A 19,485-nucleotide genomic window follows, 5' to 3' on the forward strand; every position below is an offset into this window, starting at 1 on the left:
GGCCTTTGGCCTTGCGGGCTGAAGGATCGGGAAAAAGTGTCTTTTTCTTTTCCTACTTTTCTTTTGGACAAGCAAAAGAAAAGTAGAAGTCAGGAAGAGAGATGTTTAGAGACAATAAACAACCTTAGGCAGGAACAAGCATATATCAAAAAGATAAAGATTCATCAAATAAAATCTATATATTTCGTTCCGATTCATACAATTTCAGAACAACCTAACTCCTGTATATTGCACCTCAAGACCTCAACCTGTTAGCATGTATGCGCTATACCGAATACACTCCTTGCGAAGCCTTAAAGCCTTTTATAAAGACCTATTATCTGTTTGAAACTGACGGAGAAGGACTTTATGAGGATACAGCCTTTGCAACGGGATGTATGGAAGTCATGTTTAATATGAGTACCAACAAATGGCAAAGCCGTTCTGATAATCAGTTTGTTGATCATGCACCTATTGAATTGTGGGGGCAGGTAATACAGCCACTTTCCTTTCGGACAACAGGTAAGAGTTCTATGTTAGGCGCCCGGTTTCATGCACATACCAGTTCGTTTTTACTGGAAGAAGGGATCTCTCTTTTTAACGACCATATATCTAATCTGGCGGATATCATGGGCAATTCAGTGCAACACCTTCATGAGAGACTTCTCAATACCCCTACCCTACTCGAAAGACTACTACTGCTGGATCAGTTTTTCATAAACAGATTAGCGAAAAGAGAGAAAGTGTCCAATAAAATACAATTGTTGTCGGCTGCTTCATCACAGATTCAGCAGCGGGAAGGCATTCTGGATGTAGCAGATCTGGCTACCCGGTATGGTATTTCTTCCCGGTATTTACACAAACTCTTTGTGCAGCATGTAGGATTATCGCCCAAGTTATATCAGAAAATACACCGCTTTCAGCAAAGTCTGATGCTGTTAAACAAAGGTGCAGACTCTCTTACCACTATTGCCTATCAGGCTGGGTATAGTGACCAGTCGCATTTTATCAGGGACTTCAAAAGCTTTACACATAAGCTCCCATCCGAATTTTCTACGCTGAGTGCTACTGCTATTTTAGTATCACCTTGTAAATAAGGTGATTTTCAGAATAGACTCAAAGTCACTTTCTTGACAGATACTAGTATGAGAAACCTGTTTTTATATATCTTAACAATCAGTATTCTAAGTTGTTGTTCACATAAAGAAAAAAATACCTATAAAAAAACAGATTCAAGCCTACTAACTACAGAAAGAGATTCTTCTACTGATTTTAAAATGGAAACCTTGTATAAAGGGGCTGAGATACTTCCATATTCTGATTTCTCTGATTTTTCATTTAAAATATTTTATAATGAACAAACAAAAATTATCTCCGCACGAAGTTTAAAGAAAGCTGGAGGACATATAATAGAGTATCGAATTTTAATGAAATTCTTAGGCAAGAAGTATGATAGAGAATCATTTTCTATTTATGATGATTCACAATATGAATACTACAAAAGCCTTATACTAATTGATAATGAAGAAATAGATCTGACACCTGTGAGACTGGTTAATACGAAAGACGACATTGCATCACCTTTTTTGTTATGGTATCAGAAGGACTTTGATGTTGCTGTAAGATATTATAAAATAAAAGAAAGAGAAATCTTTCTATTCAATGGCGTGAACTTATATTGTAATGGTCATTATTGTAGATCGTATCAGGTTTTTTTGATTCAAAAAATCAATAATACATCAAAGGCATATGGATTCTATTACAATGGGCTCAACCCTGTTACTTTTCAGGAAACTTACCTCTTCAAAACTGAAAACACACCATTTCCTCAAATCTTTGTGCCCAAAAATGTTGATGAGTTAAAAAGTAAAAAGGATTTTGATATCTATGAAATAGGTACGGATACTGTTATCCGCACTAATGATACTTCCTTATAAACAAACCATCATTCAATAGCCGTCACGCGTTCTTTGCTTGACAGATTCTGTGCGCCAAACCGATTGATTACCAAAAAGCCGAGAATAGTTATCAGCATGCCATTGTAACTGGCCAGATGGGTATTGGGAAAGGCAGAAATAAACATAATATCCATCATGCCATGGAAAATAGCACAGGTAAGCACACTTCCCCCGGAAGAATTAAACAGCCAGGCAAAGAGAATACTACCCAGCAATAAGCTGAATAACCATCCGGCTATACCAAAAATATCCATATGGTAATATCCACTCAGCGGATAGAAGAACAAAGGCCAATGCCAGATGGCCCAGAAGACGGTGAGCAGAATACTAGCCTTCATAGCAGTCATAGAGCCTTGTAAACGGGGAAGTGCAAATCCCCTCCATCCAGCCTCTTCACCTACTCCTACTACAAAGATATTGATAGCTGCAAATGTAAACCATGACAGCCCCGGCATCTCCCGTGAAGTCCCCAAGCCCCGAAAGGAAATTGGCTCATGGTCAACTATCGCACTGATAATCTGAGAGAGTAGCACTATTACAAAAGGAATTCCCAAGGCTGCCAGTATCGCCCACAGTGAGGAACCAAGGGTAGCTATCCGATGTACCAACAGTCGTACACCTGCTTTACCATTCTGAATGGCGGTAGACAGTAAAGCTGCCAGCAAAGGTCCTGCTAGTCCGGCATAATGGAAGAAGGGATCTACATGCCAGCTGACCGGAAACAAAGAAGGCATATAATAAGGTGCCCAGATAAACCAGGTAATCAGATAAGCGAATATAAAAAAGAGGCCCAAGCTCCGAAGATGATTGATTGTTTGCATGGCATAGACAGTTAAAAAATGCGATTGGATATAACATCGCTTACATGTCAAAAATAGAAGTCTGCTACTGATGGGTAAATGATTAGAGTTAGGAATATGGGTGATTCTCGTATGTATTCTTCGAGACCAGTCAGGGAAATTCTGATATCCTGTAGGGACGATTGGCAGATCACCCAATACTGTCGACTTAAGGAAGTCACTCAAAATACCTACCTGTCCTTCTGGAAGAATCTTCCTTTCTTATCTCTTTGAAAGGAATGCTACTCTCTTTTTTGTCCTCCTGAAAGGAACTTGTGGCAAGACCGGCGGCCTCTGGAATTAGAGCGTATTTTTTTCTCTCAGAAAGGAAGCGTGGCTCTATTTGTCATAAGCTTCTTTCAGAAGGACAAAAAAGAAAAAACTCTCTTAAGTTGATAAGATTGATCAATTGCTCCTACATTGCTACCTAACATCTAAACGATGTGTGATCTTTCTCTGCGGTGAATTGTGCTCAAACACAAAACTTGCGGTGAATTCTATGCAAAAACTTTTTTGCGGTTTATTCGTGGCAAAAATTATTTTCTCACGGACATCACAAGGTAACTCTTCCTCTTGTAGTTTGCATAGAACCAGACGCAGAAAAATTAGCTGAGTGGAACTCAACGCAGAAAAAGAAATGGCTGTGAATTATGCTTAGAAAAAAATTTGAACAGAATGCAGGTCAACATTGCGTCTCTCTGACTCATTATCTACGGACAACAAACACCTTAAAACATTGTCTGAAAGCCGTTTACACATTCAAACGCATATATTTTTCAGTTGAAACGTACGTATATCCCTCAGAGAGCCTGTTGATGATCTGCTTTTTTTTAGCTAGTTTTCCCATATAATCTTCCATATAGTTGTCTATCAATCTGTTGTAACCAATAACACACGTTCAACAGTTGAGCCTATATACGGAACGACCCGCTACCACCATACAGACAAGTATCAGGTATAGTATCAACAGATACCTGAATCTGACTATTTACCGATCCTGATTATACCTTTATTAGTAGCCTGCATGGAAAACGTTTACACTATCCCTGTCTCTGATACTCAGACATCTGCTTATGTATCTTCTGCCCTTTATCAGGCATTGCAGCAGGAAGCCAGCAAGCTGGATAAGCAGTTTGCCAGAGCCTTACAAAACAGTGAACGCTATCCTCTGGATGAGCAATTTCGGATTGACGTACTGATAATAGACAAGGAACGGGTACAACTCAAAGAAAAGCAAGAAACGGTTGCTCATGAACTTACCTTGCTCGAACAGGCATTTGGACGAATTGCCTATACCCAGCCTTATCTGCAACGTGCAGCAGCCTATTTTAAAGCAGGAGATTATCCGTCGGCCCGTCTTGTGTTGGAGATGGAGGTAGAACGGGCGGAGAAAGAACAGGTAGCCTATACACCTCAGGCACGCAAGGAACAGGCAGAACAATGGCTGATGCTGGCTCGTCTGACATTGGTAGATTTCTCGCTGGGAGATCGTTTGCAACGTGCCCAGACTTATTTTACACAATCATTACTCACCTTTCGGTTTCTGGAAAATACCCTTTCCTGTGCCCGGTTATTGCATACACAACATCAGTATAGTCAGGCTTTGCCTTTGTATGATGAGGCACTGAAATTAGCCTGGTCGCTGGCAAAGACAGATGAGGCAACTTACATGCCTGAAACTGCTCAGATTCTGGCTTATATTGGTCACTTACATAAAGCGCTACATCAGTACACTGAGGCTGAATCGTACTTTCAGGAAGCACTGGAGATCTATCAGGAGTTGACAGCAACTGAAATGTATACAGCCCAGATGGCACACCTGCTGGATTTGTTGGGCTATGTACAGAAAATGACGCATCAGTATCCGGCAGCAGAAGCATCGTATTTACAGGCACTAGCACTCTACACCCAACTGGAAGAGACTACACCTAAAGCCTATTTGCCGGAAATGGCGTCTTTGCTCAACCATCGGGGACTGTTACAGAAGCATCACAAACAATCCAAGGAAGCAGAACAATCATTTCAGAGAGCCTTACAGATTCGCCTGCATCTGGCAAAGGAAAGCCCTTATACCTGGTTGTCGGACGTGGCACAGACCTGGAATCATCTGGGCAATACACAGAAAGCATTGCGCCAGTACAAGGAGGCAAGTACCGCCTATCAGAAAGCACTGGAAGTATACCGGCAACTGGCTGAGGAAGACAAGTCAGCTTATCTGCATCACATAGCCCAGACTTTATGTCATCTGGGTAGCCTGCAATCTGACTATCATCAACATGTTGAGGCTGAACGGTCTTATTTACAGGCATTGAGTATCTATCATCAGTTGCAGCAGGAGCATCCGCAGAAATATATCTCACAGGTTGCCAGCATACTAAACAATCTGGGCATTATCCGAAAAGACACAGGACGGCATCAGGAAGCAGAGCAGTCGTATCAGCAGTCGCTGGCTCTGTATCAGCAACTGGCACTGGAAAATCCCAAAACATATCTGCCCGATGTAGGATTGCTGTTCAACAACCTAGGCAGTCTGCAACTAGACTATGAAAAACCGTCTGAAGCTGAGCAGTCGTATGAACAATCTCTGTCAGTTTACAAACAGTTAGCTGCTGAAAATAGCCAGATCTATCATCCCTATGTGGCTATGGTGTGTGTGAATATGTGTATCATGTACCGCAACCACATTCCTTCACGTGAGAAATCGCTTTTTTATGTAAAAGAATGTATTCAGGCAGCTCAGCCTTTTCTGGGAAAACTACCTGCCATTCAGAATTACTATAAAACTGTGCTGACCGTCATCCAAAGCTGGAACATTGACCCGGAGTTGTTTTTGAGGGAGATATAAGGTAGGTATGGTATAAACGATTGTGCTGACAGGAAATAAAGCAATCCTTATTGCATTCGATTTTCTTTACAACGAAAAGGAGGCTTCGGGCTTGAATACCCGGAAGTCTCCTTTTTATTTATTCAGATTAAGTAGTAGATTTTCGACAAACTCCTCACTCACATCAAAATAAGAAGCTAGCTGTTGAGTAGTCAGAATGCCATCTTTCAGAAATTTACGGATTGTTTCTGTTTTTTCTTCCAATTTGCCTTCTTGCTTACCTTCCAAGCGCCCTTTCTTTTCTCCTCTTTTGAAAAGAATACCATCCTCTTCTTTGATGTATTTAGAAATAGAGTCTATCATCGTTTCAATGTAGTCAGTTAGTTTACGCAAGTTAGCCAATACCCGTAATTGTGCAAGTGTTTGTCCAGTTCCATCTGGCTGACAGAGGTTTGTTGTAATCGTTCATAAATACGTCTGGCTACCTGTTCGGGCTTGCTATCACCAAACTTACCCAGTACAGCAAAGACCACCTCATCGCCTTTCTCTGAGGACAAAAACAGTTCATAATCAATGGTGGAAAATTGGACCAACTGAAAGGAAAATACAAGATCAGTCAGAATGAGTTGGGTACGCATCCTGGGTTTGCTGTCAGAAAGAAAGATTACATATTGCAGCACATCCAGCTTGTATTTACGGGCTAGCAGGGCTTTCCAGCCTTCTGTAGACCATATCTTTTTCATTGACCAGCTGAAACTCCAACTGTAGCAAAAAGATTTTCCCTTCTTTATTGGTAATTTTCAAAAGCTGATCTGGTTTTCGCTCAACAGTTCGTTGTAAGTCAGCATTTATCTTCTCGTAAAAGGCCACCTGGATCTGAAGTACTTTCTCTATCAGGGCCAGAGTAACAGATTCCAGGTTTTCTTTGAATATCTTATCATACTGATTGTCTTCTGTCTTGTTACTCATAAACACATAAAAATGAAACAGAAGGCAAAAGTAACAAAGCAATCAAAAAATAGTCGCTTACAGAAAAAACATCTGATTCACAGATGACATAGATTTATGGATTTCCATGGATTTAAGAAAATGCACATCCGTGAAATCTGAGTAATCCAGCTTATCTTTCACAGGTCTGGATTGTACAATCAATGGAACTTTTATTTGTCTATTCCTATTCTTCTAACTAGCTTTCTGTCTGACATGAAAGCATTTTGCATCCTACCAACAAGCCTTTACAAAACTACCCATGCATACAGACATCGGAAACCAGGGACAAGCCCAATCTGCCATCAACGAGCCTGAACTGTTTTATGCTCAGCTCTTATTCGAAGCGCCTTTTACACTAGACAAAGATCAGATACTGGCCGAACTGACAAAGGAGTTTTTACAAGTAGATTCCATTGGATCGGGAGATAACGTGTTTCTGTATGCATTTCCGGAATACAGTGCCCAGTATGATGATAAGGAGGTTCCGATGCAGTGTGCTATTCTCACCTCTGAGATACCACTTCCTTCCAAACAATTTGATTCGGCGTTACAGCAAAACTGGGAGTGGCAGGAAGCTCAGGAAGTGATTCCCCGCTGTCAGTATCATTTTACGATTACAGACCTGTTGTCCAGAAATCTGGATTATCGGTTACGTGCCGAATGCTTCCAGAAGTTTGTCATTGCGGTTATCAGAGTTACTCAGCCTCAGGCAGTCTACTTCAAACATAGTGACAAGTTGGTGGAGCCGTTTACGTATGTGGATGCAGTAACAGACGAACAACCCGATGTACTGAATGGACTGATGAACATTCGTTTTTTCAATGTCTCCAATGGCAATGAAGGCGAGTTGTTTATGGATACATTAGGCCTGTATGCCTTAGGCCTTCCTGACTTTCAGATTACCTTTACAGCATATGACCCCAATGAGATTGCCAGCCTGCTCACAGGGTATGGACATTATATTTACCAAAAAGGACTGGTCATTGAAGAAGGCAGCAGCATTCAGGGATTACAACCGGATCAGATATGGATCTGCCATTTTATGGATTCCTTTGTGCCTCCACGCCGTGTGGTGATTACAATGGAAAAGGAGAAATAATGTACTGAGTAGTGTTTGCTCTCCTTGAAAATTGCCCAAATCATTCCTCAACCTTCCATGTAAAGAATTGTAGTGTGTCATTTGCGGTTTTACTACCTTGCCGCAAACTTTAACCATTTGTATGTTAAGAAAATTAGTATCTGCAGCATTGTTTATTGCTGCATCTATTCCACTACAGGCCCAAAGCCTGTACATGCCACGCGATATCAAGGCTGCCTTCGCAAAACAAACCCGCTCTCAGGACGGTCAGCCCGGCAAAAACTACTGGCAAAACCATGGTAAGTACACCATTACCGTTACAGTGAAACCACCTGATCGCAATGTAACAGGTACTGAGCAGATTGTGTATACGAATAATAGTCCGGATACTCTTCGTACGATCAATATGAAGATGATCCTAAACATACATCGTCCTGGTGCGGCAAGGTCTTTTGCCACAGAAAAGGAGTATTTGACAGAAGGGATACAGATTGATAAATTTCTGGTAAATGGCACTCCTCTTCAATGGAATAATGAACCATCCAGTACCAACCGGGGTGTGAAGCTACCCAAACCTCTTCTGCCGCATGAATCTCTTACACTGGATATTGACTGGCATTTCCAAGCCTCTGTACAAAGCGGACGTGAAGGTATGCTAGACCCAACAACCGTGTTTCTGGCGTATTTTTACCCACGTGTTGCAGTATATGACGATTACAATGGCTGGGATACACTCGAGTTTTTGGATGCACAGGAGTTTTACAACGATTTCAATGATTATACCCTACATGTAAAAGTTCCTAAAAACTTTGTTGTCTGGGCAACAGGTACACTACAAAATCCCAAAGAGGTATTACAGCCTGAGTATGCCAAGCGTCTGGAAAAATCATTTACCAGTGACTCAACCATACATATTGCGACCAAGGAGGATATGGACAAAAAACGAGTGACGGCCAAAAACGCAATGAATACATGGACCTGGACAGCCACTAATATAAGCGATGTGGCTCTTGCTGTAAGTGATACCTATGTATGGGATGCAGCCAGTGTGGTGGTTGATCCTAAAACTAATCGTCGTGCCAGTATGCAGGCTGCTTTTGCCGATTCTGCAGAAGATTTTCACAGGGCAGTACAATTTGGACGTAATAGCTTAGGATGGTTATCCACCAACTGGCCAGGTATACCTTACCCATTCCCTAAAATGACTTCCGTGATGGGGTTTGCCGATATGGAGTACCCCATGATGTGTAACGATAGCCATACCGATAGTTTCGATTTTACCCAGTTTGTACAGGACCATGAAATAGCACATACCTGGATGCCATTTTACATGGGTATTAATGAGAGCCGTTATGCTTTCATGGATGAAGGATGGGCCACTACATTTGAATTACTGATAGGCACCGCTACATTTGGAAAAGAAAAGGCCGAAAACCTCTTTAAAAAATTCAGGGTAGAGCGCTGGATAAATACCAAAGCAACCCATCAGGACCTTCCGATCATCACTCCTTCCAGCGAACTACGTTTTGGTTATGGAAACAACGCTTACGGCAAACCTGCATTGAGTCATTTTGCCCTTAAGGATATGCTGGGAGATGAGTTGTTTAAAAAAGCATTGCATGGATATATGGAGCGCTGGCATGGAAAGCACCCAATTCCCTGGGACTACTTTAACTCTATGAGCAATGTATCCGGACAGGATCTGAACTGGTTTTTCCATAACTGGTATTTTACAAATTACTATATTGACCTGGCCATTCAGGGAGTTACCAAAGGCACAGGCGGCTATACCATGACCGTACAAAATATTGGTGGGTTTGCCGTTCCGTTTGATGTGAAGATAACCTATACAGATGGTAGCACAGAAAGCATACATCAAACTGCTGCCGTATGGAAAGCCGATCAGACACAAACAGCCATTTCGTTAAAAACAACTAAATCCATCCAGAAAGTTACTCTTGATGGGGGAATATTTATGGATGCAACTATAAAAGACAATACGTTTACCTTATAAGTAGCATCTAACACATGAAGAATTTCAGATGTGATAAACTCATAATTGAAATGTGTAAAAACATGGATCATCCTGAATTTTGGATATGAGTAAATCCAAGCCTATGCTTTTAAAAATAGTGTGGGCTTGGGTTAATTTTAGAGAGATGTTTCTTCCTTCGTTTCTTTAGTATCCCTTTCATTGTTCTTCCACTGGCTTCTTCATTTTTTGCTTGTCCAAAAAATGAAGCAAAAAAGGACACTTTTCTCCGATCCTTCCCCCCACAAGGCCAAAGGCCAACCTCGCGGAGAAAAGATTGCCAACGCACCTTCATTACCTTCCGCGATTGAAGTCTCCTTTTCTCTCTTTGTGACATTTATTATTTTTTCTCAAGAACATTCTTTACTCAAAATCCGGGATGACTTATGTTTTTAGAGTACTCTTCAACTTTATTGTTCTTCTTTTATTTTATTTATTATTCTATCTTTCTACATCCATTGACCTTATATCCCTTTTTGTGCTGGCAGGCTTTCTCCTCCTTTTTGTCCTTCTGCAAGAATCTTGTGACAAGACCGACAGCCTTTCCGATTGGAGATAATTATTTCTCTCAGAAAGTAAGTATGGCTACACCTATCCCGCCGTGGCAGGAGATTTCTTTCAGAAGGACAAAAATAAACAAAAGAAAAAGAAGTAAACTCTCTTTGGTTGGTGGCTTTATACATCTGCTTATGTTATCAACCTTTTTATTTCCAGAAAGTTATGAGACACAACTTATAATTCTATAGAAGAGATAGTACAGTAAAATCTGTATATTCGCTAATCATTTCTCACCATACAACCCTACAAAACCATGTTTGGCATTATCAACTACTGGGCATTTTTGCTGGCTGGTATTTTACTTAACATCACACCCGGATCAGATACTATGTACATTCTGGGAAGGAGCATTTCTCAAGGGAAGCAGGCGGGTATGGTATCAGCGCTGGGCATTGCTACAGGGACACTGGTCCACACCATTTTTGCAGCCATTGGCTTGTCGGTAATTCTGGCCCAATCGGCGATGGCTTTTACTATAGTTAAGTATGCGGGGGCAGCCTATCTTATTTTTCTGGGCGTTAAAGCCTTACTTTCAAAGTCTTCTACCACATCTGAAACAGCAGCTCCGCCCAAGATAAGTCTTCAGCGTATTTACCTGTCAGGCATTCTCACCAATGTACTTAATCCAAAGGTAGCGTTATTTTTTCTAGCATTTCTGCCACAGTTCATTGACCCAGCCTATACAAGCAACACACTCAGTTTTTTGCTGCTGGGGATAACTTTTGTTACTACAGGGCTGGTTTGGTGTACATGTCTGGCAGTTTTCTCTGCACGACTATCGGATTATTTCACACAAAATCCAACTATAAAAAGCTATCTGGATAAGGCTACAGGCTTTGTATTTATTCTGCTTGGAATCAAGCTTGCGTTTACGAAGAAACAAGTCTGTTAAAATAAAAACTGTGTTATTCTTTTACAGATACATTTCTTACAAAGCAAAAAGGGACGGATATCCATCCCTCTTCACATTACAAGTACTATATTACTCAAATGGCACTACACTGGTTGATGTTTTATTTGCTACCAACACCTTGTTCATATTTACCTTTATCACACATGTACCAGCTGCTTTGTTATATTCAAATGCATCCATTTCCTTATTTTTAGGAACGAATGTAGGAATAAAGCCTACAGTTTGTTCATTTGTAATATTTGGATTTGTTAACTTTTCTGTCTCTGAAACAGGCAACTTTATTCCCAGATCTACTGCTCTCCGACCTTCTGCCAGAAAAATTTCCTGTCTCAAAAGATAAAGGTTTTCTAAAATGTCATCTTCAGAAGATAAAGCGTTAACGGCTGCTTCTGTTAATGAAGTACCGGAAATAATAGACATGGTAATTGGCCCTGATTTTCTAGATAATACCAAACCTGAGCGAAGAGACTCTTCTGGACTAGCTGCAACTTTAATATTTGAGTTATCGGGTCGATCTCCTGCTGCTACATTAGGATTCACAGGTTGAGGCCGATCTTCTGAAGCGTCTGAAAATGTAGCCTTAGCACGACTATTGGCAATTAAAATAGTATTGTTCATAGCAGATTTGGCAGCACTAAGATCCTTATCAGCAATAGCAATTTCAGCAAGTATCAAATGAGCCTCTTCTATTTTCTGATAATAAATAGGACTTTCAACTCCGTTTCCTCTACCATAGTATTTAGGATCTAAAAAATCTAGGCGTGGCAACGGTTGCAAATCGTCAAATGTACCACGATCAAATAATGCATCCTGCATTGTACTTACAGGCCCAGTAGAACTTACCCCCTCATATCTTACACTTCTTAAATAAGCCGGACTTAATGTGATAGCAGCTTCAGCATTAGACTTTGCATTAGTCTTATCTCCAAGATTATAATAGACTCTAGCCAATGCCAAATGATATCCAGGCTTACGTGTAGCGTCAGTTGTAAGTTCTAATGCTTTCTGGAAATCAGCAACAGCAAGTTCAAAATTTTGCTGAGGTGTTAATGCAACACCAATAGGTTCTGCTGGTAACGCAACAAATATTTCACCTGCTAGCAATTCAGCCCATCCTTTGTAAAAATATAGCTCTGCTTCTTGATCAGGAGTAGTTTCAGGATCAGCAGCTTTGAGTTCAGTTAACCCAAACACAGCAGATTCTCTTAAATCAGCAATTGAAAACTGAATGTTATTGATATCTGTATCTGTAAACAACATAGTTCCAGCATCCAGCTGCTGATTATAGAATGTTCTTGTATTTTGATAATTATCTGATGCAATTTCTAAATTAACAATCACATTATTATATACAATTGCTAATTGTCGTTCCAGACCATCCACCCAGGGAGTCATCGGATTCTGTGAAGCTAGAACCGCTTCTTTCGTAATATTAGGGTTTACAATATCTTGCGTTGGATCTAAAAGTTGACATCCAGAAGGTGCCAACGAGAAAACGCCTATATATAAAATTAGAAAATATTTTTTCATATTTTGATATTTTAAAATACAGGATAAAAATCCTTTGATTAAAAATTTTAGAAACTTACTCGTATCGTTCCTAGATACGTTCTTGGCGCAGACTCAGTTCCATATCCAAATCCACCAACTGTAACCTGAGCATTACCTTGACCTGGAGCACCAGAACCTGTAATTTCCGGATCAAACTTTGATGACACAAAATTTAATGGATTGGTTATATTGAATCCTATCTCAGCAGTCTTGAACACTCCCTTATAAAAACGTTCAGGTAGACGATAAGCTAACGCAATATTCCTAACTTTTAGAAAATCATTTTTTTCAACAAACATATTCGTCATATTAGCAAAACTCACATTTGAAGATGCTTCAGGAACTTTGCCTTGATCCACTCCATTATTGAATCTCAATACTTCATCCAGATTTACCCCTTCAGCACCTACCTGATACGCAGCAGCAATATTTAAGGTCAATCTCTTTTTAAAGACAGCTGTAATGCTTGAATTACCATATAGATCAGGAATAGGTGAACCTATATTTGCGTTTGGCTCAATATTTGAAACTTGTCCTGTTTCATTGAATGTAGCTTTATTACCACGGAAGTATCCAACAGGTAAACCTTCTTTTACGAAGGCACCTAAAATGGTAAATCCGCCAATAGAAAATTCAGGTGCTCCACCAGAAGATAATACCTTGTTTTTAATAGTGTTGGCAGATACTGTAAATGTCAGATCTAAATTATCATTCTTCACAATACCAACAGAAGCATTTACTTCAAAGCCTTTATTTTCGATCTCTCCTAAATTTCGTAGTTGTCGGTCTTGTCCAGTAGAAGGAGAAAATGGGGCATTAAATAATGCATCCCTAGTGATAGCACTAAAGTAAGTAAGTCCTACTGTTAACCGATTATCAAAGAAACCTAAGTCCCCTCCAACTTCAAATGTGCTGGTTTTTTCTGGCTTTAGGTTAAGATCACCGGGTTGTCCAAAAGTGAATGTAGGTGTACTTAAATAAGAATTTACATTTACAAGTCTATCTCTTGAAAAAGCAGGCGGAAAATTACCAGCAATACCAAAACTACCTCTTAATTTTAGATTAGAAATAAAAGACAGACTTGTCATAAATTCTTCAGAGGTAAGATCATATGCTACACCTACTTTGGGGAAGTACTGTAATCCAATGTCTTCTCCGAATGCGGAGTTGCCATCAGCTCTTAAACCAAATTCCAGAAAATATTTATTTTTGAATCCTATATTTTCCTGTCCAAAAAAACCGTAACTAGTAAGAGTAGCAATATAGTCCTCTGCACTTCTGTCCCCAGCCAAATTAATTGATTTTGATCCTTCTGTTACATTGGTAGCACTATAATGAACTTGCAAATCACGATTGCGGAAGTATTGTGCACCTAATGTAGTAATGAAGGAAAACTCACCAGCATTTTCTCTATATTGTGCATTCAAGCTACCAGTTGCGGTAAAGAAATTACGATCATATACATCGATAGTACCTTGATCATTAGTTCCTTCAGGATATGCACCTAATGCTACTAACAACATATTGGTTGTAATATCCTTTTGTTTGCTAAAGCGTGAATCCATACCAATTGTTGCATTAATGGTTATCTTATCGATTGGCTTGATCTCCACACTATGAGATGTCTGAAAACGATTCACATTCTCAGTTACATCTACTAAGTTTTCAATATTTTTTACTGCACTCTTAAGCGAATCTACTTCTGAAGGTGTATACAGATTCAGATCACCATATGATCCGTTTTCAAGATTGGAAAATGTTGAAAAACTAGTATTGGCATTATAATCTCTCGTGAACTTAGTACCCGTATAAGAGAGTGAACCAGTATAGGTAACCATTTTGTTTACTTTTGCCGATAAACTGGTCCGTAAACTATAACGTGTTTGCTTTAATCCTAATCTGAAGCTATTATCATCATATAGATTTCCAGAGAAACTATAGGTAACTTTATCATTACCACCATCAAACCCTAAACGATAACTCTGCATGAATCCTGGCTTAAACAGGACATCAGCTGTTCTTTTATATTTCAGGAAGTCTTTTGTACCAACCTGAGCGCCTAATTGAGTTTCAAAATTTATTCTTGATTGTCCGGCCGTACCCTTTTTGGTAAAAATCTGTAGCACACCATTAGCTGCATCTGCACCATATAGTGTAGTAGCAGCACCACCACGAACAAACTCAATCCGTTCTATATTTTCCATAGGTATATCAGCCAGCGAACTACTTTGTGCTCCACCAGTAGCCAGAGAAAGAGCAGCCTGCGTATTCAGGTTATCTACTCGTACTCCATCTATATAGATAACAGGAGTGGTGGAATTAAAGGCAGAAGCGACACCTCTGGACCGCATAATTGAAGCTGTGCCAGGTTGTCCGGAAGTTAGCTGAATCTGAGCATTAGGCAACTTAGATTGGATTAATTGATCTAATCGTACTGCTGGAGTATTTTTAAGCTGTTCAGAAGTGATTACATCGACTGTTGTAGAAAGACGCTTCTTCTCAATCCCAACTCCTTGTCCTGTGATAACAATTTCATCAAGTTGTTTCTGATCATTGGCCAGCCCAACATTAATAGTTTGTCGGTTGCCTATGCTGACTTCCTGAGGTAGCATACCAATAAAACTGAAAACCAGTGTAGCATCTGGTGCAGCCTTGATCTGGTAATTACCAGCCGCGTCTGAAGTGGCCCCTTTGGTTGTTCCTTTTACTGTAATACTCACACCAGGCAGTGGTGAGCCATCTTCAACCGAGGTAACCCTTCCTGAAACTGTGATCTCATTTTGACCATACACAGTATGTATGCATACTGTGCAGAGCAAAAAGAAAAGAAGGTGTAAACTTTTCTTCATAAGACTCTTTTTTAGTTGTTATTTTTTAGAAAAAATACATAAAATTGTATAACAAACCTACACAACAAAGGATATATTCTCCAAAAAAAATAAAAAAAAGAGGGTTTATTCTAAAAAAAATAAATTACACAAAATCTTTATCAGTAAAACTACTATTATAAAAAATATATTTCGGACACAAGAAAAAAATACATATATTGTTTTTATTAAATTATAACATAAGAGATAAATTTGATAAAACAATAGAAAGATTTAATAGTATGTTTAGTAAGATAGAAGAATATTTTGCACATTTAGGTATCTGAGTTCAGAAAAACAATCAAAACAAACTCAACTCTTTATTTTTCAACTTTGAAACAGTTGGTACCAATAAATGTCTTTGGGATTTAAACTCTTACGCTATTTACTTCAGATAATACAAATCCAAAACTTGCATTTGCAAAATACACTCATTTTAACATGTTTCTTTTTTAGAAATTTTATCTCAATTCCATCACCTGTAATTTAAGATAAAAAATATACTTCGAATCTATACTTTTCTACATATAGTATGAAAATCTGTGTTGCACAAACCAAACCTGTAAAGGGTGATATTACATACAATATTGAAGCCCACAAATCCCTGATTCATTTGGCTATATCTCAGAATGCGGATACCATTATTTTCCCCGAGCTTTCGATTACAGGTTACGAACCTACCCTGGCAGACTCTCTCGCTGCCACTCCTGATGATAGCAGGCTTGAAGTATTTCAAACGTTGAGTAATGCCCATCAAATTACTATTGGCATTGGTATACCCACACGAAGTCTCACAGGTCTGCATATCAGTATGGTTCTGTATCAGCCTCAAGCACCCTGGCAGGTATATTCCAAAAAATATTTGCATGCCGATGAAGATCCCTTTTTTATTTCAGGAGATAATACACTGGAAGTTATCCGGAATGCACCACAGGCAGCCCTCTCTATCTGTTATGAACTCTCTGTACCGGAACATGCCCAGCATGCCTCTGCACTGGGAGCTAATCTGTATATATCCAGTGTAGCCAAGACAGTCAAAGGAGTAATTACAGCTATCGAACGCCTCACTGAGATTGCCAGAACTTACGTTATGGATGTAGTCATGTCTAACTGTATTGGCCTGTGTGATGAAGTTGAATGTGGTGGAAGGTCATCGGTATGGAACAAACAAGGTGTATTGCTGGGCCAGTTAGATGCTATACATGAAGGCATTCTGGTATTTGATACAGACACACAGGAAGTAGTGGTTCAGACATTAAAGACGGCCTGATACATGACAAAGTTTCCAGAGATTATCATCAAACATATCTTTCCTCTGTTAATCAATCTTAATAGCCGTCCTGAGCGAAATTATAATTTTTTATACTGCGCATAGCTCTTAGCATTTTAGAGGAGCCACAACACTAATTGAATTATTTATAAAATCGTCTTTAATCAGAGTTCTAATCAGTTTTGCATTTGACCTGCATTCTGATCATTTTGGAAAAATATTAGTATTCTGTTCATACCTGACTTGAACTAAACTCTGATCATGTACTATGTTGCATATTATTTACAACAATAAGCTTATTATTTATACACAGCTTTTCTATAATCCTTATACTAACGATTTTTATATAATCTAGTATAAAGACACAAAAGAAATAAGCTCTGTACCTGTTTTTTAGACAATCTTTTGTATCAAATATGTCGGTGTACAAATTATATACTACTATCAATCGGAATTCATCTGCTCATTACCTAATTTAGCTTTATTATCTGCCAAACCTATACAGCTCTGTTTCTGCTTACAATCAGAAACCAAAGCTTAACCTATACAAATTCTATCAAACTCACAGCCTTTTTACTAGCATTGTACATTCGCCACATACAGAGATAGCTGATGGTAATCGGGTAATAAACATACTGGAATGGTTAAAGAAAGTCTAAAGAGTACATTACTCTTCTCAGTTATTACCAGAACTATTAGTCTCGAAACTATTGAATGAATGATTCGCTTAACGTATCTCTTTATATTTATCTTTCTTCTTACCTATCCTGTTTTTGGCCAAGACCCCAAAATGCTGGATAGCCTCACGCATCTCTATACACATGTACATGCAGACTCGTCCCGTTATCTGATCGTTGCCGACATAGCCGAGCTCTATTCCCGAAGTAAGCCAGACACTACTATTCTTTTAGCTACTCAATGCGCGCAATGGTCAGAGCAGCATAACTTTATCAGAGGGCAGGCACATGCATACAACAGAATGGGACTCGGCTATTGGACAAAAGGCAATCACATTCAGGCTTTGTCCAACTATCAGAAAAGTCTTTCTCTCTGTATGCAGATCAATGACCAGGCAGAACTCGGACTTTGTCTCAATAACATTGGTCTGATCTATTTTGATCAACGGGATTACAAATCAGCTTTGAAGTATTTTGACAAAGCATTTGCTGCATTTGGCTCTGTTCGCAAGAAGGATGGTATTGCCACTACACTCAATAATATGGGATTGACATATGAGATGCAGGAAAATCAGATATTGGCCCTCAATTATTATCAACAGGCATTGACGCTTGCACAACAGATAGATTATAAAGTATGTATCGGGCAAAGCCTTACTAATCTTGGCTACAGTTACATCAATCTGAAAAAATATCCTGAAGCGATTTCTCATCTGCAAAAAGCACAGGTCATTCAGGAACATATTAATGATCAATCCACTCTAACTTCTACGCTTTTGGGACTGGCCCAGATTTATAAGAACAAAAAAAATTATTCGGCCAGTCTGGAGTATGCAGAAAAAGCAGCAGCTAAAGCAGTATCTGTACATATTATGTATGATGCCATGGCTGCCAACCAATTGCTGTACGAGATTTATAATGAACAAAAAGACTACTCCAAGGCTCTACAGTACTATCAACAATACAAGCAGTTCAGCGATAGCCTCTTAACTAATGAAAAAAGTGAAACTATCTCCCTTATACAAACAAAGCTCGAACTCACACAGACCCAGAAAGAGGTAGAAGAACTGGAAAGAGATAAAAAATTTCAACAAACTATAACAATCTTTATAGGTTTAGGTCTTGCAATAACCATTCTCTTTTTCCTGTTGGTAGTAAATCACCGGACCAAGCTTATGGCTGCGAACAAAGAACTCTCAAACGCAAAAAATGAAATAGAAAAACAAGCAAGTCTCCTCCAAAAGAGTAACCAGGCAAAAGACAAGATCTTTTCGATAGTCTCTCATGATATACGAAGTCCACTAAATGCATTGCGAAGCGCCATCGATCTGATAGAAGCAGATCTGCTGTCTCCTGAAGAGCTAAAAAGTATTGTATCAGCCCTGAATCAACGCTTATCACATGCCTCTGATATTACAGAAGAGCTACTCCATTGGTCCCGCAGTCAGATGGATGTTATTGAAGTGAATCCTATTGATGTATCTATCACAGAACTATTCCAGTTAAAAGTGGATAGGTTTCAACAACAGGCATTAGAAAAACAGCTCACACTGGCAGTCACCAATACACATACTACCTTGTGTGTTAAAGCAGATGAAGATATGCTCAAGACTATTTTGCGTAACTTGCTCAATAATGCCATTAAATTCAGTTCGCCGGGAGGTATAATCAGGCTACATGCTGAACCGTATCAGACTACTGAAACATTTGCCATGGTACAAATCAGCATAGCTGATTCAGGAGTAGGTATTCATCCGGAAAATATATCCAGGATATTTGCGCAGCAGGGCTACACCACTACAGGTACTTCTGGTGAAAGAGGTACAGGTTTGGGGCTGGGTTTATGCAAAGAGTTTGTAGAGCGTAATGGAGGAACTATCTGGGTATCCAGCATTCCAGGTAAGGGAACTACTTTTTATTTTACATTACCTGCCTGCTAGTTTTATCTA

14 protein-coding genes are annotated in these 19,485 nt (G+C 39.4%); 8 read left to right on the forward strand and 6 right to left on the reverse strand.

Annotation, left to right across the window (positions count from 1 at the left end):
• The first annotated feature begins 260 nt into the window (after positions 1-260).
• Together QNI22_RS08515 and QNI22_RS08520 are read left to right on the forward strand one after the other, a co-directional pair.
• Positions 261-1,076, forward strand: coding sequence for a helix-turn-helix domain-containing protein (locus QNI22_RS08515; protein WP_314510219.1), 816 nt, complete (start codon positions 261-263; stop codon positions 1,074-1,076).
• A 180-nt stretch (positions 1,077-1,256) separates the two neighbouring features.
• Positions 1,257-1,916, forward strand: a complete 660-nt coding sequence (locus tag QNI22_RS08520; protein WP_314510220.1) for a hypothetical protein — start codon at positions 1,257-1,259, stop codon at positions 1,914-1,916.
• An 8-nt stretch (positions 1,917-1,924) separates the two neighbouring features.
• On the opposite strand, the gene QNI22_RS08525 is transcribed toward QNI22_RS08520, so the two are convergent.
• Entirely contained in the window at positions 1,925-2,758 is an 834-nt protein-coding gene (locus QNI22_RS08525) for a CPBP family intramembrane glutamic endopeptidase (RefSeq protein ID WP_314510221.1), read from the reverse strand.
• A gap of 1,042 nt (positions 2,759-3,800) precedes the next feature.
• Between QNI22_RS08525 and QNI22_RS08530 the strand changes: the two genes are divergently transcribed.
• On the forward strand, positions 3,801-5,621 hold the full coding sequence (locus QNI22_RS08530; protein ID WP_314510222.1) for a tetratricopeptide repeat protein: 1,821 nt from the start codon (positions 3,801-3,803) through the stop codon (positions 5,619-5,621).
• A 114-nt stretch (positions 5,622-5,735) separates the two neighbouring features.
• On the opposite strand, the gene QNI22_RS08535 is transcribed toward QNI22_RS08530, so the two are convergent.
• The 3 genes from QNI22_RS08535 to QNI22_RS08545 are packed head-to-tail and all read right to left on the reverse strand — an operon-like array spanning position 5,736 to position 6,569.
• Positions 5,736-5,963: a hypothetical protein gene (locus QNI22_RS08535; protein WP_314510223.1), complete on the reverse strand. Its 228-nt coding sequence runs from the start codon at positions 5,961-5,963 to the stop codon at positions 5,736-5,738.
• A gap of 17 nt (positions 5,964-5,980) precedes the next feature.
• Entirely contained in the window at positions 5,981-6,343 is a 363-nt protein-coding gene (locus tag QNI22_RS08540; RefSeq protein ID WP_314510224.1) for a hypothetical protein, read from the reverse strand.
• Positions 6,294-6,569 carry a hypothetical protein gene (locus QNI22_RS08545; RefSeq protein WP_314510225.1) on the reverse strand — a complete coding sequence of 92 codons (276 nt, stop codon included), beginning with the start codon at positions 6,567-6,569 and terminating at the stop codon, positions 6,294-6,296. The genes QNI22_RS08540 and QNI22_RS08545 overlap by 50 nt, the downstream gene beginning before the upstream one ends.
• 280 nt (positions 6,570-6,849) lie before the next feature.
• On the opposite strand from QNI22_RS08545, the gene QNI22_RS08550 reads away from it, so the two are divergent.
• The 3 genes from QNI22_RS08550 (at position 6,850) to QNI22_RS08560 (ending at position 11,150) form a co-directional block, all read left to right on the forward strand.
• Complete coding sequence (locus QNI22_RS08550; protein WP_314510226.1) at positions 6,850-7,689, forward strand: DUF4261 domain-containing protein; 840 nt, start codon at positions 6,850-6,852, stop codon at positions 7,687-7,689.
• Positions 7,690-7,810: 121 nt separating this feature from the next.
• The gene (locus QNI22_RS08555; RefSeq protein WP_314510227.1) at positions 7,811-9,682 is read left to right on the forward strand and encodes a M1 family metallopeptidase; all 1,872 of its coding nucleotides are present in this window, start codon (positions 7,811-7,813) and stop codon (positions 9,680-9,682) included.
• Positions 9,683-10,511: 829 nt separating this feature from the next.
• Positions 10,512-11,150, forward strand: coding sequence for a LysE family translocator (locus tag QNI22_RS08560; RefSeq protein WP_314510228.1), 639 nt, complete (start codon positions 10,512-10,514; stop codon positions 11,148-11,150).
• A 90-nt stretch (positions 11,151-11,240) separates the two neighbouring features.
• Here the strand turns inward: QNI22_RS08560 and QNI22_RS08565 are convergent, their stop codons facing one another.
• Both QNI22_RS08565 and QNI22_RS08570 read right to left on the reverse strand, forming a co-directional pair.
• Complete coding sequence (locus QNI22_RS08565) at positions 11,241-12,701, reverse strand: tetratricopeptide repeat protein (protein ID WP_314510229.1); 1,461 nt, start codon at positions 12,699-12,701, stop codon at positions 11,241-11,243.
• Positions 12,702-12,748: 47 nt separating this feature from the next.
• Positions 12,749-15,514 (reverse strand): TonB-dependent receptor domain-containing protein, encoded by a 2,766-nt coding sequence (locus QNI22_RS08570; protein ID WP_314510230.1) that lies wholly within the window; start codon positions 15,512-15,514, stop codon positions 12,749-12,751.
• A gap of 607 nt (positions 15,515-16,121) precedes the next feature.
• On the opposite strand from QNI22_RS08570, the gene QNI22_RS08575 reads away from it, so the two are divergent.
• Both QNI22_RS08575 and QNI22_RS08580 read left to right on the forward strand, forming a co-directional pair.
• Positions 16,122-16,859 (forward strand): carbon-nitrogen hydrolase family protein, encoded by a 738-nt coding sequence (locus QNI22_RS08575; protein ID WP_314510231.1) that lies wholly within the window; start codon positions 16,122-16,124, stop codon positions 16,857-16,859.
• Between the two features lie 718 nt (positions 16,860-17,577).
• A complete protein-coding gene (locus tag QNI22_RS08580; protein ID WP_314510232.1) occupies positions 17,578-19,476 on the forward strand; it encodes a tetratricopeptide repeat-containing sensor histidine kinase in 1,899 nt (632 codons plus the stop codon).
• Positions 19,477-19,485 lie beyond the last annotated feature (9 nt).

Source organism: Xanthocytophaga agilis (assembly GCF_030068605.1).
Lineage (GTDB): Bacteria > Bacteroidota > Bacteroidia > Cytophagales > 172606-1 > Xanthocytophaga > Xanthocytophaga agilis.

Excerpts from the sequence above, each read along its gene's own strand:
- QNI22_RS08520 (WP_314510220.1), top strand. The coding sequence starts at position 1,257 with ATGGAAACCTTGTATAAAGGGGCTGAGATACTTCCATATTCTGATTTC.
- QNI22_RS08545 (WP_314510225.1), bottom strand. The coding sequence starts at position 6,569 with ATGAGTAACAAGACAGAAGACAATCAGTATGATAAGATATTCAAAGAA.
- QNI22_RS08515 (WP_314510219.1), top strand. The coding sequence starts at position 261 with ATGCGCTATACCGAATACACTCCTTGCGAAGCCTTAAAGCCTTTTATA.
- QNI22_RS08535 (WP_314510223.1), bottom strand. The coding sequence starts at position 5,963 with ATGATAGACTCTATTTCTAAATACATCAAAGAAGAGGATGGTATTCTT.
- QNI22_RS08550 (WP_314510226.1), top strand. The coding sequence starts at position 6,850 with ATGCATACAGACATCGGAAACCAGGGACAAGCCCAATCTGCCATCAAC.
- QNI22_RS08540 (WP_314510224.1), bottom strand. The coding sequence starts at position 6,343 with ATGAAAAAGATATGGTCTACAGAAGGCTGGAAAGCCCTGCTAGCCCGT.
- QNI22_RS08575 (WP_314510231.1), top strand. The coding sequence starts at position 16,122 with ATGAAAATCTGTGTTGCACAAACCAAACCTGTAAAGGGTGATATTACA.
- QNI22_RS08560 (WP_314510228.1), top strand. The coding sequence starts at position 10,512 with ATGTTTGGCATTATCAACTACTGGGCATTTTTGCTGGCTGGTATTTTA.
- QNI22_RS08530 (WP_314510222.1), top strand. The coding sequence starts at position 3,801 with ATGGAAAACGTTTACACTATCCCTGTCTCTGATACTCAGACATCTGCT.
- QNI22_RS08525 (WP_314510221.1), bottom strand. The coding sequence starts at position 2,758 with ATGCAAACAATCAATCATCTTCGGAGCTTGGGCCTCTTTTTTATATTC.
- QNI22_RS08555 (WP_314510227.1), top strand. The coding sequence starts at position 7,811 with ATGTTAAGAAAATTAGTATCTGCAGCATTGTTTATTGCTGCATCTATT.
- QNI22_RS08565 (WP_314510229.1), bottom strand. The coding sequence starts at position 12,701 with ATGAAAAAATATTTTCTAATTTTATATATAGGCGTTTTCTCGTTGGCA.
- QNI22_RS08580 (WP_314510232.1), top strand. The coding sequence starts at position 17,578 with ATGATTCGCTTAACGTATCTCTTTATATTTATCTTTCTTCTTACCTAT.